General features: G+C 71.8%; 13 protein-coding genes. 6 read left to right on the top strand and 7 right to left on the bottom strand.

The genetic code is table 11. The features are described 5' to 3' along the window. Window positions 1-138: 138 nt before the first annotated feature. On the bottom strand, window positions 139-1017 hold the full coding sequence (locus tag HCN51_RS14540; RefSeq protein ID WP_168010157.1) for a DUF4429 domain-containing protein: 879 nt from the start codon (window positions 1015-1017) through the stop codon (window positions 139-141). Between the two features lie 49 nt (window positions 1018-1066). Between HCN51_RS14540 and HCN51_RS14535 the strand changes: the two genes are divergently transcribed. Then, complete coding sequence (locus HCN51_RS14535; protein WP_168010156.1) at window positions 1067-1648, top strand: HD domain-containing protein; 582 nt, start codon at window positions 1067-1069, stop codon at window positions 1646-1648. Window positions 1649-1702: 54 nt separating this feature from the next. Here HCN51_RS14535 and HCN51_RS14530 read toward each other — a convergent pair whose 3' ends face one another. Further along, window positions 1703-2413, bottom strand: a complete 711-nt coding sequence (locus tag HCN51_RS14530; RefSeq protein WP_206066991.1) for a FadR/GntR family transcriptional regulator — start codon at window positions 2411-2413, stop codon at window positions 1703-1705. 135 nt (window positions 2414-2548) lie between these two features. Here HCN51_RS14530 and HCN51_RS14525 point away from each other — a divergent pair, with 135 nt between their 5' ends. Genes HCN51_RS14525 through HCN51_RS14505 form a run of 5 tightly spaced genes read left to right on the top strand, consistent with a single transcriptional unit; the run spans window position 2549 to window position 8939 of the window. Beyond that, the gene (locus HCN51_RS14525) at window positions 2549-4153 is read left to right on the top strand and encodes an ABC transporter substrate-binding protein (RefSeq protein WP_346433642.1); all 1605 of its coding nucleotides are present in this window, start codon (window positions 2549-2551) and stop codon (window positions 4151-4153) included. Beyond that, complete coding sequence (locus tag HCN51_RS14520; RefSeq protein WP_080045636.1) at window positions 4150-5109, top strand: ABC transporter permease; 960 nt, start codon at window positions 4150-4152, stop codon at window positions 5107-5109. The genes HCN51_RS14525 and HCN51_RS14520 overlap by 4 nt, the downstream gene beginning before the upstream one ends. Next, complete coding sequence (locus HCN51_RS14515) at window positions 5106-7040, top strand: dipeptide/oligopeptide/nickel ABC transporter permease/ATP-binding protein (protein ID WP_168010155.1); 1935 nt, start codon at window positions 5106-5108, stop codon at window positions 7038-7040. Before HCN51_RS14520 ends, HCN51_RS14515 begins: the two co-directional genes overlap by 4 nt. Then, the gene (locus tag HCN51_RS14510; protein ID WP_168010154.1) at window positions 7033-8022 is read left to right on the top strand and encodes an oligopeptide/dipeptide ABC transporter ATP-binding protein; all 990 of its coding nucleotides are present in this window, start codon (window positions 7033-7035) and stop codon (window positions 8020-8022) included. The genes HCN51_RS14515 and HCN51_RS14510 overlap by 8 nt, the downstream gene beginning before the upstream one ends. Then, window positions 8019-8939 (top strand): dihydrodipicolinate synthase family protein, encoded by a 921-nt coding sequence (locus HCN51_RS14505; protein WP_168010153.1) that lies wholly within the window; start codon window positions 8019-8021, stop codon window positions 8937-8939. The genes HCN51_RS14510 and HCN51_RS14505 overlap by 4 nt, the downstream gene beginning before the upstream one ends. A gap of 8 nt (window positions 8940-8947) precedes the next feature. Here HCN51_RS14505 and HCN51_RS14500 read toward each other — a convergent pair whose 3' ends face one another. The 5 genes from HCN51_RS14500 to HCN51_RS14480 all read right to left on the bottom strand — a co-directional run bounded on the left by HCN51_RS14500 (window position 8948) and on the right by HCN51_RS14480 (window position 14500). Continuing rightward, on the bottom strand, window positions 8948-9205 hold the full coding sequence (locus tag HCN51_RS14500) for a DUF1876 domain-containing protein (RefSeq protein WP_080045640.1): 258 nt from the start codon (window positions 9203-9205) through the stop codon (window positions 8948-8950). A gap of 60 nt (window positions 9206-9265) precedes the next feature. Then, the gene (locus tag HCN51_RS14495) at window positions 9266-10924 is read right to left on the bottom strand and encodes a catalase (RefSeq protein ID WP_168010152.1); all 1659 of its coding nucleotides are present in this window, start codon (window positions 10922-10924) and stop codon (window positions 9266-9268) included. 124 nt (window positions 10925-11048) lie between these two features. After that, complete coding sequence (locus tag HCN51_RS14490) at window positions 11049-12098, bottom strand: hypothetical protein (RefSeq protein ID WP_168010151.1); 1050 nt, start codon at window positions 12096-12098, stop codon at window positions 11049-11051. 237 nt (window positions 12099-12335) lie between these two features. Continuing rightward, window positions 12336-13298 carry a sugar kinase gene (locus HCN51_RS14485; RefSeq protein ID WP_346433641.1) on the bottom strand — a complete coding sequence of 321 codons (963 nt, stop codon included), beginning with the start codon at window positions 13296-13298 and terminating at the stop codon, window positions 12336-12338. Between the two features lie 101 nt (window positions 13299-13399). Further along, window positions 13400-14500, bottom strand: coding sequence for a winged helix DNA-binding domain-containing protein (locus tag HCN51_RS14480; protein ID WP_168010149.1), 1101 nt, complete (start codon window positions 14498-14500; stop codon window positions 13400-13402). Window positions 14501-14544: the final 44 nt, after the last annotated feature.

The raw sequence follows: 14544 nt of genomic DNA, 5'->3' as shown, positions 1-14544 counted from the left end.
GCCGGCAGCCCCGCCGGTACGAGGGCGAGTGCCGCCCCTGCCGCGACCGCCGCCATGTGTGATCTCCTGACCATTGCCCCTCCTGAAGTCACTGTGCGTGGTCGAGCGTACGCAACAAGTGGCTGCCGGGGAAGGGGATCAGGAGTCCTGGAGCCGCCGGATCATCGCCTGCTTGGCGGTGGCGAACTCGTCGTCCGTCAGCACCCCTGACCGGTGCAGCTGGCCCAGCTCGGCCAGGCGGCGCAGGACCGCGTCGTGCACGTCGTCGGGAGTCGGTGCGGGCGCGGGCGCGGCGGGCGGCTCGGGCTGGTCGGCCCGCTCGCGCGGCAGCCGGGCCAGGACGGCGGCGGCGACCAGGGCCGTGGCGCCGCCGAAGCGCTGGATGCCCCAGGACACGCAGCGCAGGTCCTTCTGCGGCGACTTGGTGCTCGGCGGCTCGCCCTTGATCCGGAAGCGGAGCGTGCCGTAGCCCATGCCGGACTGCGGCTTCCACTCCACGCCGGAGATGTCGGACAGCGGGAACTCCTGCGGGCCGGCCTTCTCCTTCTCGCTGCTGGCCCAGCCGGTCCATTCCAGCCGTACGCGCTCGCCGTCGAAGATCGCGGCGCCGTCGCCCGCGGTGGCCGAGACGGGCACGTCGGGGACGGGCAGGAGGTAGCCGTCGCAGGGCCCGCCGGGTGTCTGGTAGACGGCCATGGTGTCGCGGATCTCGTCGGCGAAGTACTCGGCCGCGCCGGTACGGGCCTTCGGCACGGCCAGCCGGTAGGGGTCGGCGGGCGGGCCCAGCGCCCCGGCGGCCACGTCGAACAGCGCGTCGGCGCCCTTACGCAGCCGCAGGCGCAGGTGCCCGCCCTTGCGGGCGGGCTCGAAGGCCACGCCGGCGATCGCCTCCAGCGGCACGCGGACCTCTCCGAGGGTACGGCGCAGCTCGTCGATGTCCTTGTCGCTCCCGGGGACGATCCGCAGCATTTCCCCATTGAACGTCCATGACCCGTCTGGGACAGCGATCTCGGCCATATTCTCAGCCTAGGACACGCTCGCGGCACCACCCATGCGAAGGAGCGGGATGCAGATCTTCACGAGCTGGCCGTCGTGGGCGCACGCGGAGGGCCCGCTGAGCCGGGCGCTGCCGGCCTCCACCGTGACCTCGCTGCGCGACGCGGTCGCCTTCGCCGGGCGCCGGCACGGGGTGCAGCAGCGGCCGACCGGGCGGCCGTACGTCGAGCATCTGCTGGAGGCGCTGGAGGTGGCGGTCCGCGGCGCGGGGCTGAGCGACAGGGACGTGCTGGTCGCGACCGTCCTGCACGACGTGCTGGAGGACACGCCGTGCACGGAGGGCGAGGTCGCGCGGCGGTTCGGGCCCGAGGTGGCGGCGCTCGTGCGGTGGGTGACCAAGCCGGGCGGCGGCTCGAAGGCCGACTACCTGGCCTCGCTGGCCAAGGCGCCGCCGCGGGCGGTGCTGGTGAAGCTGTCGGACCGGGTGAGCAACGTGCAGGAGCTGCACCGGATGCCGTGGCGGTTCCAGCGGCGCTACTACCTGGAGACGGTGGCGTACATCATGCCGCTGGCCGGGGCGCATCCGTGGTTCGCGGAGTGGTTCGGCGAGTGGCGGGGGCGGTGGCGGCGGGTGGAGCGCTGGCCCGGCTGACGCGCCGGGGAACGGCCCTCCGCCGCCGGGCCCGGCAGGATCCGCGCGCGGTTTTCAGCCGCCGATCCTGGCCGTGCGGTTGCGTACGCCCTCGAAGTGCGCGCGGACGGCGGCCACGGCGGCGTCCCTGTCGCCCTTCAGGACGGCGGTGTAGATGTCGCGGTGCCGCCTGGCCACGTCGGCGGGCGGCTCGTCGGGGGCGCCGAGCGCGTCGCGCAGCTGGTAGTAGACGTCCCAGAACGCGCCCAGGAGCTGGCTCACCAGGGGGTTGCCGAGCGGGCGGTAGAGCAGGTCGTGGAAGAGCCGGTCGGTCTCGGGGGAGACGAGCCCGGCCTGCGCCTCGCTCTCCATCCTGGCCATGACGTCGGCGACCGGCGACAGGTCCACCTCGGGGCCGAGCTCGATGAGGCGCTGGACGAGGCCGCTCTCCAGGAGCTCGCGGATCTCGACCAGGTGGGCGAGGTGGTTGGCGCCGTTCTGCAGGGTGATGCGGCTGTGGAAGGTCAGCTCGTCGACCAGCCCGGCCAGTGACATGCGGCCGACGAACATGCCGAAGCCGTGGCGGATGTCGACGATGCCCACGGCCTGGAGCGCCTTCAGCGCCTCCCTGATCGAGTTGCGGCTGACCTGGAGCTCCTCCATGAGCTCCGACTCGGTGGGGAGGGGGTCGCCCGCGACCAGCCCGCGCCTGACGATGAGGTCCTTGACGCCCTCCTGGGCCTCCATGGCGCGGCTGGGCCGCGCCGGACGCGGGACTGTGGTCATGAAGAATCCTTTCGTCGTAGGTAACAATCCGGAAATCTTCCGTTGACCTCAAGCCGTGGCGGCATTTAGCGTCCACTTTACGCACATCGTAGGACATGGGATGTCCCATGTTCTATCTCTTCCCAGGAGGCATCCGTGAGCTCTGAGTTGAGTCGCCGCGACTTCCTGCGTCACAGCGGGGCCGCCGGTGCGGCGGCGTTCATCGCGGCCACGCTCTCCGCCTGTTCAGGAGGCCCGGCCTCGACCGGCTCGGTCGGCGCCGGATCCAACAAGGACCTCATCACCGCGGTCATCGGGTACGGCAACGACCAGAGCTGGGACCCGACGCAGACCGCCTCGGCGTTCGCCATGGCCGGCATCACCCACGTCTACGAGGGCCTGCTCGACACCGACCCGATCACCCGCGAGCCGTACGCGGCGCTCGCCACCGCGCTGCCCGCCGACCTGAACGCCACCACCTGGAGGTTCACGCTCCGGGACGGCGCCAAGTGGCACGACGGGCAGCCCGTCACGGCCGACGACGTGGTCTTCACCTTCGAGCGGATCCTGGGCCCGGACAACGTCCTGACCGGCAACTTCTTCAAGCCCTGGCTGAAGGAGGTGAAGAAGGTGGACGACCGCAGCGTGGAGCTGGTCTTCAAGTTCCCGTTCCCGGACGCGGCGCCCCGGCTGACCATCGCCAAGATCATGCCGAAGCACGTCTTCAGCCAGGCCGGCGCCTGGGACCAGGCCAAGGGCGGCAAGGCCGTCGGCTCGGGGCCCTACAAGCTGACCGCGCACAACCCCAAGTCCAACACCACGTTCGAGGCGTTCGACGGCTACAACGGGCCGCGGCCCGCCACGGTCAAGAAGATGAACTGGCTGACGATCGTGGACGCCGCCGCCCGCGTGGCCAAGATCTCCGGCGGCTCCGCCGAGGCGCAGATCGCCGACAACATCCCGTACGCGAACGTGGACCAGCTCAAGCAGCAGGGGCTCACGGTCGAGGGCGGCAAGGGCATGAACCACATGTTCCTGATGTTCAACACCGCCACGAAGCCGTTCGACGACGTACGGGTGCGCCAGGCCCTGCACTACGCCATCGACAAGCAGAAGATGATCGACGTGGCGCTCAAGGGCCACGGCACCGCCTCCAGCTCCTTCCTCAACGAGGGCCACCCCGACCACAAGAGGGCCTCGGTCGTCTACGACTACGACCCGGAGAAGGCGAAGGCGCTGCTCAAGGAGGCCGGCGTGAGCGGCCTGACGATCAACCTCATGGCCGTGAACGTGAGCTGGATCGCCGACTGCCTGCCCACCATCGCCTCCTCCTGGGAGGCCGTCGGCATCAAGACGACGCTGGAGCCGCAGGACACGGCCGCGCTGTTCACGAAGATGGACCAGTTCCAGGACTACCAGGTGGTCGCCGCGGCCTCGAACCCCAACCAGTTCGGCATGGACGCCGACCTGATCCTGCACTACAACTACGTGCCCGGCGGCCTGTGGATGAAGTACAGCCACTGGGACGGCACCAAGGACGCCGAGAAGCTCTTCGCCATGATGGACGAGGCCGGCAAGGAAACGGACAAGGCCAAACGCACGGAGCTGATCCACAAATATCTGGACTTCGTGGCTGAGCAGGCCATCCTCTACCCGGTCGTGCACAACGAGCTGATGACCGCCTGGGACCCGAAGAAGCTGTCCGGCGTGCGCGCCCAGCCGTACCCCGGCATCAACCTGCTGCAGGCCAAGAGGACATGACGCTCGTCGCCCGGATGCTGCTGCGGCGGCTCCTCATCCTGATCCCGCTGGTCCTCGGCGTGGTCGCGTTCGTGTTCGTCGTGATGCGCTTCTCCGGCGTCAAGCCGGAGTACGCCTACTTCCAGGGCGCGAACCCGACCGCCGAGCAGATCCGCCAGTTCCAGATCGACAACGGCCTGCTGGACCCGCTGCCCGTCCGGTACGTGCGCTTCGTCGCCGACCTGGCGCGCGGCGACATGGGCACCAGCGTGCTGACCAAGAAGCCGGTCATCGAGTCGGTGACGACCGCGCTGCCGCTGACGTTGCAGCTCACCTTCCTCGGCCTGGCCGTGGCGGTGGTGCTGGCGCTGGTGTTCGGCGTGACGGCGGCGTTGTTCCGCGACCGGTGGCCGGACCAGGTGATCCGCGTGGTGTCGCTGGTCGGGGTGGCGGCGCCCGCGTTCTGGCTGGCGCTGCTGATGATCCAGTGGCTGGCCGTCGGCGAGGGGCTGTTCCCGACCGGCGGCTACATCAACCCGGCCGACTCGGTCACGGGCTGGCTGCAGTCGATGACGCTGCCCGCCCTGTCGCTGTCGTTGCCGATCGCCGCGCAGCTCACCCGCATCATCCGCACGTCGATGGTGGAGGAGCTGGATCGTGACTACGTCCGCACCGCGATCGGCAGCGGCCTGCCGATGATCGTGGTCGTCGGCCGGAACGTGCTGCGCAACGCCCTGATCAACCCGCTGACCGTGCTCGGCCTGCGCATCGGCTACCTGATCGGCGGCACGGTCGTGATCGAGACGATCTACGGGCTGCCCGGCATGGGCCAGCTCATGATCAACGCGGTGCGCGACGGCGACCCGGCCGTCGTGCAGGGCGTGGTGCTGACGATCGCGATCGGCTTCATGGTCGTCAACCTGGTCGTCGACATCCTCTACCTGCTGGTCAACCCCCGGCTCAGGAGTGCCACATGAGACGCGGACTGACGGAGCGCCTGTCCAGGCCCGGTGTCGGCTTCCGCCGGCTGAAACCGCTGTCGTGGGTCTCGGTCGGCATCATCGTGGTGGTCGTGCTGGCCGCGGTGCTGGCGCCGTGGATCGCGCCGCACTCGCCGTACTTCCAGGAAGCCGCAGGTGGGGGGCCGTCGGCCGCGCACTGGATGGGGCTCGACAGCGCCAACCGCGACATCCTGTCCAGGCTCCTGTACGGCGCCCGCTGGTCGCTCATCATCGGCCTCGGCGCGACCGGCCTGGCCCTGGTGGCCGGGGCGGTCATCGGGGCGATCGCGGCGACCTCGCGCAGGGCCGTGGACGAGACCCTGATGCGGGTGCTCGACGTCATCATGGCCTTCCCCGGCATCGCGCTGGCCGCGGTGCTCGTGGCGGTGTTCGGCGGCAGCATCCCCGTGCTGGTCATGGCCATGGCGTTCCTCTACATGCCGTCCGTGGCCAGGGTCGTGCGGGCCAACGTGGTCGCCCAGTACGGCGAGGACTACGTGGCGGCCGAGCGCATCATCGGCGCCCGCACGCCGCACATCGTCCTCAAGCACGTCGCGATCAACTGCGCCGCCCCGGTGCTGGTGTTCTGCACGGTGATGGTGGCCGACGCGATCGTGTTCGAGGCGTCGCTGTCGTTCATCGGCGCCGGCGTGCGCCCGCCGAACCCGTCGTGGGGCAGCGTCATCGCCGACGGCAAGAACCTGGTGCTGCTCGGCGGCTGGTGGGCCACGGTCTTCCCCGGCCTGCTCATCCTGCTCACCGTGCTGGCGCTCAACGTCCTGTCCGAGGGCATCTCGGACGCCTGGGCCGCCCCCGCGGCACGCAAGGCGCAGGTGCGCAAGGACGACGACGCCTTCGAGCAGGCCCGGCCCGGCTCGGGCGAGGTCGTCGAGCTGCCGGGGCTGGCGGAGGCGGCCAGGAGGCTGGCCGAGCGGGCCCGCCCGCTGCCGCAGGGCCCGCCGATCCTCGCGGTCGAGCGGCTGCGGATCGGGTTCACCGAGGGCCTGGACATCGTGGACGGCATCGGGTTCGAGGTGCGGCCCGGCGAGGTGCTGGGCCTGGTCGGTGAGTCCGGCTGCGGCAAGTCGCTGACCGCGCTGACCATCATGGGCCTGCAGCCCCGCGACGCCCGCGTCAGCGGCCACGTCCGCTTCGAGCAGCGGGAGCTGCTCGCCGAGTCCAGGCGCGCCCGCCGCCGCCTGCTCGGCCACGAGATGGCGATGATCTACCAGGACGCCCTGTCCTCACTGAACCCGGCCATGACCATCAAGGCCCAGCTCAAGCAGCTCACCCGGCGCGGCGGCCGGCGCACCCCCGCCGAGCTGCTCGAACTCGTCGGCCTCGACGCCCGCCGCACCCTGTCGGCCTACCCGCACGAGCTGTCCGGCGGGCAGCGGCAGCGGGTGCTCATCGCCATGGCGCTCTCCCGCGACCCCAAGCTGATCGTCGCCGACGAGCCCACCACCGCGCTCGACGTGACCGTCCAGGCGCAGGTCATCGAGCTGCTGCTGAAGCTGCGCGAGGAGCTGGGGTTCGCGCTGATCCTCGTCTCCCACGACCTCGCGCTGGTCGCCGACGTGACCGACCGCGTGGTCGTCATGTACGGCGGCCAGATCGTCGAGACCGGCGTCACCGCCGGCCTGGTCGGCCGGCCCGCCCACCACTACGCGCGCGGCCTGCTCGGCTCGGTGCTGTCGCTGGAGTCGGGGGCCGAGCGGCTGACGCAGATCCCCGGCGTGGTGCCGGCCCCGGCCGACTTCCCCTCCGGCTGCCGCTTCGCCGACCGGTGCCCGATGGCCACCGACGTGTGCCGTACCGAGAAGCCGGTGCTGGAAGGCCCGGCCACCCACCAGGTGGCCTGCCACCACCCCGCCGAGTCGCTGGTGAGGAGCGAGCAGCATGCTTGAGCTGAAGGACGTGCACGTCGTGCACAAGGCCCGCTCGGGCGGCCTGCTGGGGCGCGACCGCGTGTACGCGCTGACCGCCGCCAACCTCACCGTGAGCCCCGGCGAGACCGTCGGCGTCGTGGGGGAGTCGGGCTGCGGCAAGTCCACGCTGGCCAAGGTGCTGGTGGGGCTGCAACGGCCCACCGCGGGCACCGTGACCTTCCGCGGCCGCGACCTGTGGGGCATGAACGAGCGGGAGCGGCGCGCGGCGATCGGCACCGGCGTCGGCATGATCTTCCAGGACCCGTCCACCGCCCTCAACCGGCGGCTGCCGGTCCGCCAGGTGCTGCGCGACCCGCTCGACGTGCACGGCCGCGGCACCCCCGCCCAGCGCGACGCCCGCGTGCGCGAGCTGCTGGACCTGGTCGGGCTGCCCGCCGGCGCCGCCGACGCGCTGCCCGGCCAGCTCTCGGGAGGTCAGCGGCAGCGGGTGGCCGTGGCCAGGGCGCTGGCGCTGGAGCCCGATCTCGTCGTGGCCGACGAGCCGACCAGCGCCCTCGACGTGTCGGTGCGGGCGCAGATACTCAACCTGCTGCTGGACCTGAAGGAGCGGCTGGGGCTGGCGCTGGTGTTCGTCTCGCACGACATCCAGACGGTCCGCAGGATGAGCGACCGCGTGGTCACCATGTACCTGGGCAGGATCGTGGAGCAGACGCCGGCCGCATCGGTGCCGCTCGGCGCGCGGCACCCGTACACCAGGGCGCTGTTCTCCGCCACGCCCGGGCTGATCTCGCCGATCAACCCGATCCCGCTGGTCGGCGCCGTGCCGTCGGCCACCAGGCCGCCCAGCGGCTGCCCGTTCCGCACCCGCTGCTGGCGCGCCGACGACGTCTGCGCCGCCGAGATGCCCGCGGCGACCGTCGAGGGCGGCCACCTGTTCCACTGCCATCACCCGGTGGCGGCGGGTGCGACCGACATTGAGCTGATTCAGGAGCGCGTATGAGATTGTCCGGAGTGATCCCCCCGGTGTGCACCCCCATGACCCCGGAGTACGAGGTCGACACGGCCTCGCTCGTCCGGCTGGTCGACCACCTGGTGGGCGGCGGCGTGGACGCGTTGTTCGTGCTGGGCTCGTCGTCCGAGGTGGCGTACCTGACGGACGCGCAGCGGCGCACCGTGCTGGACACCGTGGTCGGGCACGTGGGCGGCCAGGTGCCGGTGCTGGCCGGGGTGATCGACATGACCACGCCGCGCGTGCTCGACCACGCGCGCGTCGCGGCCGAGGCCGGGGCGTCCGGGCTGGTGGCGACGGCGCCGTTCTACACGCGCACACACCCCGAGGAGATCCGCACCCACTTCAGGACCATCGCGCGGCGGGCCGGGCTGCCCCTCTACGCCTACGACCTGCCCGTCTCCGTGCACACCAAGCTGAGCACCGGGCTGGTGCTGGAGCTGGCCGCCGAGGGCACGCTGGCCGGGCTGAAGGACTCCAGCGGCGACGACGGCGGCCTGCGCGCCGTCGTCATGGGCCGGGACGTCCTGAGCGGGGAGGCGCCGTTCAGCGTGCTCACCGGCTCCGAGGTGACCGTGGACTCCGCCCTGTGGATGGGCGCCGACGGCGTGGTGCCCGGGCTGGGCAACGTGGACCCGCAGGGGTACGTCGAGCTGTACCGCTGCGCCTCCCAGGGCGACTGGGAGGCGGCCAGGGCCGAGCAGGAGCGGCTGGTCAGGCTGTTCGAGATCGTGCACGTCGGCGGGAGCCGCATGGGCGGCAGCTCGTCGGGGCTCGGCGCGTTCAAGGCCGCGCTGCACCTGCGCGGCGTCATCGACTGCCCCGTCACCGCGCTGCCGCAGATCCCGCTGAACGAGGACGAGGTCGGCCGGATCGGCAAGCTGCTCGCCGCCGCCGGCCTGCTGTGAGCTGTTGATCAGGCGGGGCTGGCGAGCTGGGCCACGTCCTGGGCGCCGTCCTCGATGAGCTTCGAGGCCAGGTCCGACAGCGCCCGGCCGGCGGCCAGCTCGTCCCCGATGCCGGGCACCGGCCGGTCGTCCGGGTTGCGCCGGGCGTGCGCCACGCTCTCGTGCCGCTTGCCGTCAGGGGTGAACAGCACCGCCGTGGCCGTGGTCACGGCGTCGTCGTCATCCTCGCTGATCCAGATCTGCACGTTCCACTGCTTGTACTCCATGGCGACCACCTCCCTTACGTCCAGCCTCTCTCTCGGAGAGGCGGACGTAAAGAACGGCGGTCACTGCTCGGCGTGCACGGCCCGCTCGTTGGGCACGCAGTGGGTCATCTTCAGCCCCTCGACGTCGCGGGGGCCGTTCCTGCCCAGCTTGGCCAGCCGGTCGCGGTCCTCCTCCGTCAGGTCCTGGCTCTGCAACGGCTCGAGCCCGGCCACGTCGTCGGGGGTGATGCCCAGCCCCTCGCCGACCCGCAGCCCCAGGTCGTCCTCCACGAGCAGGAAGTGCCAGACCATGCGCTCCTGGATGGCCCGGTCGCACTGCTTGAGGTTGGCGACGAAGTTGCGCACCAGGTCGTCGCGCTCCCAGTCGTCCATGAGCAGGTAGCGCTGGCCCGCCTGCTTGTAGTCGTTCGTGCGCGGGATGCGCTTGCGCGTGAGCCGGCCGGTGATCGTCGGGCCGACCTCGTCCGGGTGCGCGTACTCCGCCTCGCGCAGCCCGCCGCGGATCGACGGCTCGTAGTTGACGTGCGGGTTCTCGCCGCCGGTGTCCACGAAGTACGCCATCTGGCCGTCGCGCTGGTTCGTCCGGCACGCCGCCTTGGTCTGGTTGACCGGCAACTGCAGGTAGTTCGGACCGACCCGGTAGCGCTGCGTGTCGCTGTAGGAGAACGTGCGGCCGATGAGCATCTTGTCGTCGGAGAAGTCGAGGCCGTCCACGAGCACGCCGGTGCCGAACGCGGACTGCTCGTTCTCGGCGAACTGGTTCTCGACGTTGCGGTTCAGCACGATCCGGCCGACCGCCTGGGGCGGGAAGTCGTTCTCCGGCCAGACCTTCGTGTCGTCCAGCGGGTCGAAGTCCAGCTCGGGGTGCTCGTCGTCGGTCATGATCTGCACCAGCAGCTCCCACTCGGGGTAGTCGCCGCGCTCGATCGCCTCGTACAGGTCCTTCGTGGCGTGGCCGAGGTCGTGCGCCTGGACGGCTGCGGCGTCCGCCTCGGTCATGCTGCGCACGCCCTGCTTCGGCATCCAGTGATATTTCACGAGATGCGTCTCGCCCTGCGCGTTGACCCACTTGTAGGTGTTCACCCCGAACCCCTGCATGTGCCGGTAGTCGGCCGGGATGCCGCGCGGGCTGAACAGGTTGACGAGCATGTGCATGCTCTCCGGCGTCTGCGACATGAAGTCGAAGATCCGGTTGGGGTCCTGCCGGAACGTGACGGGATCCGGCTTGAGCGCGTGGATGACGTCGGGGAACTTGATGGCGTCCCGGATGAAGAAGACGGCCAGGTTGTTGCCCACCAGGTCCCAGTTGCCGTCCTCGGTGTAGAACTTGATCGCGAAGCCGCGCGGGTCGCGGGCCGTCTCCGCCGAGTCGCGCCCGCCGATCACCGTGGAGAAGCGCAGCGCGATGTCCGTACGCTTGCCGCGCTCCTGGAAGAGCTTGGCCCTGGTGTAGCGGCTGATCGGCTCGTCGCCGAACGTGCCGTACGCCTCGAAGTAGCCGTAGCTGAGCGCGCCGCGCGCGTGCACGACCCGCTCGGGGATGCGCTCCCTGTCGAAGTGGCTGATCTTCTCCAGGAACTGGTAGTTCTCCAGCGTGGCCGGGCCGCGCGGGCCGACCGTCCGCTGGTTCTGGTTGTCGTAGACCGGGTGTCCCTGCCTGTTGGTGAGCACTGGCCGCTCATCGTCAGGCCGAGATCCCATGCCCGAAACGTCTGTCATCGCACCGTTCCTTCCCCCGGACGAGATCTTCCCCGCCTGCCCCCAAGGCCGGAACGGAAACGGGCAAAGGTTGCTCCTGCGGGCAGGGGCCGGGCGGGGAGATCTGCGGTGCGGCCTCCAGGCGTTACTCGGGGGCGCCCTCTGGCGCGACCCGCGACAGCCAGTCCGCGGCCTCCTCGGCCGGCAGGATCCGCTCCAGGCGGATGCGGCCGTCCATCATCGGGTAGCGGCGGCCCGGGCTCCACGACCGCTCGTACGGCGGCGGGTCGAGGACCACGACCCGGACCCCGTCCAGGCGCGGGATGTCGGCGGGGACGCCCTCGTTCCAGATCCACTTGCCGTACGCGTCCACCAGGTTGAACTGGCCGTGCACCGGGTCGAGGTCGTCCGGGTCCACCTCGCCGTCGGAGGCGGCCAGGACCCACTGCGGGTCCGGCTGCACGCCCTCGATCAGCCCGTGCTCGGACGGGCCGCTCACCACGTCGGCCAGCAGCGTGTGGAGCTGGAAGTTGTCGCCGATACCGCCGATCACGACCTCGTAGCCGCGGCCGCTCTCCCGGTGCAGGACGATCAGGCGCTCGTCCTCCAGCACCTGGAGCAGGCCGGTCAGCCACTCCAGGTCCGCGCGGTCCGCCACCACCGCCGACAGCGCCTCGGCCAGGCGCTCGCGGCCGGGCAGGTCGGCGCGCAGGCGCGGCGAGAGCTGGAGGATGGACAGGATCGGCATGTGCGCCAGGTAGACCGTCGCCCACGCGTCGGCCAGCGCGAACGCCTCCCCCTCCGGCAGGCCGGTCAGGCGGGCGGCCGCGCCCACGAACCACTCGGGGTCGTTGTCGTCGGGCTCGGGCGGCTCCTCGCCGGTCGCCGCCCGCCACGCCGCGGCGAACCTGGCCGACTGCTCCAGCAGGCCGGTGAGCTGCTTGACCAGCGGCTCGGCCAGCGGCACCGGGTCGGCGCCGCGCTCGGCCAGCGCGCCCGCCACGATGCCCAGGCGGGCGCCGATGCCGGGGGGCACCAGGTCGAAGACCTCGCCGAACCGGGCCGTCGCGGCCGAGAGCGTCGGCTCGTCGGCGTCCTCGCTGGCGGCGTAGAGTTGCGAGGCGTGGCCGAAGAGCCGGTCGGGGTCGCGGTCGCCGGCCGCCTGGAAGAGCGCGTCGAGATGGTGATCGAGCATTCCGGCAGGCTATGACATGTCGCGACTCGCCGCATGCCAAAGGCACGGACCGGCGAAGCCGGGGCAGCCGGGCCCGCCGCATCCCAAGCGCGCGGACAGCGGGCGCCGGGTGCGGTGCGGTGCGCGGGCGGTCAGTGGGCGGTGGGTGTGGCGCGGTGTTTGGCGGTCAGTGGGCGGTGGGTGTGGCGCGGTGTTTGGCGGTCAGTGGGCGGTGGGTGTGGCGCGGTGCGCGGGCGGTCAGCGGTTGACGCCGTCGGCGGGGCTGTGGAGCAGGGCGAGGTCGGCGCGGCGGGGCAGGCTCTCCCAGTCGCCCTGGCTGGTCACCGCGAACGCCCCCACCGCGCACGCGGTCGCGAGCCGCCGCTCGGGGTCGGCGCCCGCCAGCCAGTCGGCCAGCCACCCGGCCGCGAAGGCGTCGCCGGCGCCCACCGAGTCGACCTCCGTCACCCGGTACGGCTCCGCCCGCCGCACCACGCCGCCCGACAGCTCCAAGGCACCCTGGGCGCCGAACTTGAGCAGCACGTGCCGCGGCCCCATCCCGGCCAGCGCCTTGGCCAGCTCCTCGGCCCCCTCGACCTCGGCCATCAGCCGCCCCTCGGCCTCGGTCGCGAACAGCACGTCCACGTCCCCGGCCACCTCCCGCAGCCACGCCCCGGCCTCCTCGGGCGTCCACAGCGCGCGCCGGTAGTTGACGTCGAGCGAGACCGTCACCCCGGCGGCGCGCGCCACGGTCATCGCGTGGCGCACGGCTTCGCGCGCCGACGCGGACAGCGCGGGCGTGATGGCGGAGACGTGCAGCACCCTGGCCGAGCGGATCAGCTCGGGGTCGAGGTCGGCGGCGCTCAGCCGGGAGCCGGCGCTGTCCCTGCGGTAGTACCGCACGTCGATCAGGTCGGCCGTGCGCCTGCCCTTGATCATCAGGCCGGTGGGCGCGCCGGGGTCGGGGATCGCGTGCGTGCTGACGCCCTCGCCCATGAGCGTGGTGCGGATCAGGTCGCCGAACTCGTCGGCCCCCACCCTGCCGACCCAGGTGGCGGCGTGGCCGAGCCGGGCCACGCCGATCGCGACGTTGGACTCGGCGCCGCCCACGCCCAGGTCGAAGTCGCGGGCGAAGCGCAGCGGGCCGGTGCGGCGGGCGGCGAACAGGGCCATGGTCTCGCCGAAGGTCACCAGGTCGGTCGACGGGTTGCGTTCCTGCACGTGGCCCACCATACCGGCGCAGATCGCCCCGCCCGCCGGCCTCACCGCTCGGAGGCGGTGATCACCGCTTGGAGGCGGCGATCAGCGTCTGGAGGCGGCGATCAGCGCCTGGAGGGGCCGTCGAGGACGGTGACGTCGTGCCGGTCGCCCGGGGCCAGGAACTCCAGGAGCCGCCGCCCCTCCTCCTCGACCTCGTCCAGCACCTTGATCGGCTCCCACTGGTGCACGTGGAGGGTGGAGACGCCCTTGGCGCGGGTGACCGTCCACTCGCCGGCGGTGACCCCGTCCACCAGGATCACGCGCGGCACGATGTTCGTGCCCATGAAGCTCTGCAGCACCGCCGCGCCGGTCTCGGTGATGGTCCTGGAGCGGTCGGCGTAGGAGAGGAAGAGGTTGTCGAAGTCGTACATGAGCCGCACCGGGGCGGGCACGTCGGGGCCGGGCCGGGGCGCGTCCGGCAGGTCGTACAGGGTGCGGCCGGCCTCGTCCCTGAGCCTGATCAGGCCCATCGGCTCGACCACCTCGGCCAGCCGGGTCAGCCCCGACCACGTCTGCACGTCCTGCACCGACGCGGGCCCGAACGCGGCCAGGTAGCGCCGCACCAGCTCGGCCGGCGTCATCGGCGGCACGTCGTAGCCGATCCAGGACTCGGCGCTGGTGTGCGCGACCGGGCCGCTCCTGCCCCAGACGCCGCGCGGCGGCACCTGCACCAGCGGCACGAAGCAGCGCACACCCTGGCCCAGCGCGTGCGGGTCGGCGTCCGGCCAGCGCTCGGCCAGCGCCCGCCCGAGCTCGGCGAACGTCATCGGCTTCGCCTCCAGCAGCGCCCGCCCGGCCGCCGCCAGCTCGTCGAGGTCGACGCCGGCCAGCCGCTTGCCGAACGTCGTGCGCGTCATGCGTTCGGTCACCGGCTGCAGCAGCGGCCGCATGGCCAGGCAGTCGCGGGCGGTGACCAGGTGGATGGTGGAGCGCTGCAGCGCGATGCGGACGAGCTCGCGCGAGAGCAGCAGGTCGGCCGCGTCGGCGGGACGGAACCCGGCGATGCGGCTCCACAGGCCGGTGTACCAGGTGTGCGGGGTCTGTGCCTGCAGCCCGCCCAGGTGCTCGACGACCTCGGCGACGGAGCGGTCGGTGCGGCGCAGCAGGTGCTGCCGCTCCAGCGTGGCCCGGTTGAGCGCCCTGCGGCTGATGAGGGGATCCATGACAGCAAAGGTAGGGGCTATTGCGGCCGGTCCCGGGCCGCAAT

The organism is Nonomuraea composti (assembly GCF_012034275.1).
In the GTDB taxonomy this organism is placed as follows: Bacteria; Actinomycetota; Actinomycetes; order Streptosporangiales; family Streptosporangiaceae; genus Nonomuraea; species Nonomuraea composti.
Note: the sequence above shows the minus strand (reverse complement) of the source record. Positions and strands in the feature narration are given on the sequence as shown.

Bases quoted from the DNA above. Each gene is read 5' to 3' on its own strand.
- HCN51_RS14540 (WP_168010157.1), bottom strand. From the start codon at position 1,017: ATGGCCGAGATCGCTGTCCCAGACGGGTCATGGACGTTCAATGGGGAA.
- HCN51_RS14535 (WP_168010156.1), top strand. From the start codon at position 1,067: ATGCAGATCTTCACGAGCTGGCCGTCGTGGGCGCACGCGGAGGGCCCG.
- HCN51_RS14530 (WP_206066991.1), bottom strand. From the start codon at position 2,413: ATGACCACAGTCCCGCGTCCGGCGCGGCCCAGCCGCGCCATGGAGGCC.
- HCN51_RS14520 (WP_080045636.1), top strand. From the start codon at position 4,150: ATGACGCTCGTCGCCCGGATGCTGCTGCGGCGGCTCCTCATCCTGATC.
- HCN51_RS14515 (WP_168010155.1), top strand. From the start codon at position 5,106: ATGAGACGCGGACTGACGGAGCGCCTGTCCAGGCCCGGTGTCGGCTTC.
- HCN51_RS14510 (WP_168010154.1), top strand. From the start codon at position 7,033: ATGCTTGAGCTGAAGGACGTGCACGTCGTGCACAAGGCCCGCTCGGGC.
- HCN51_RS14505 (WP_168010153.1), top strand. From the start codon at position 8,019: ATGAGATTGTCCGGAGTGATCCCCCCGGTGTGCACCCCCATGACCCCG.
- HCN51_RS14500 (WP_080045640.1), bottom strand. From the start codon at position 9,205: ATGGAGTACAAGCAGTGGAACGTGCAGATCTGGATCAGCGAGGATGAC.
- HCN51_RS14495 (WP_168010152.1), bottom strand. From the start codon at position 10,924: ATGACAGACGTTTCGGGCATGGGATCTCGGCCTGACGATGAGCGGCCA.
- HCN51_RS14490 (WP_168010151.1), bottom strand. From the start codon at position 12,098: ATGCTCGATCACCATCTCGACGCGCTCTTCCAGGCGGCCGGCGACCGC.
- HCN51_RS14480 (WP_168010149.1), bottom strand. From the start codon at position 14,500: ATGGATCCCCTCATCAGCCGCAGGGCGCTCAACCGGGCCACGCTGGAG.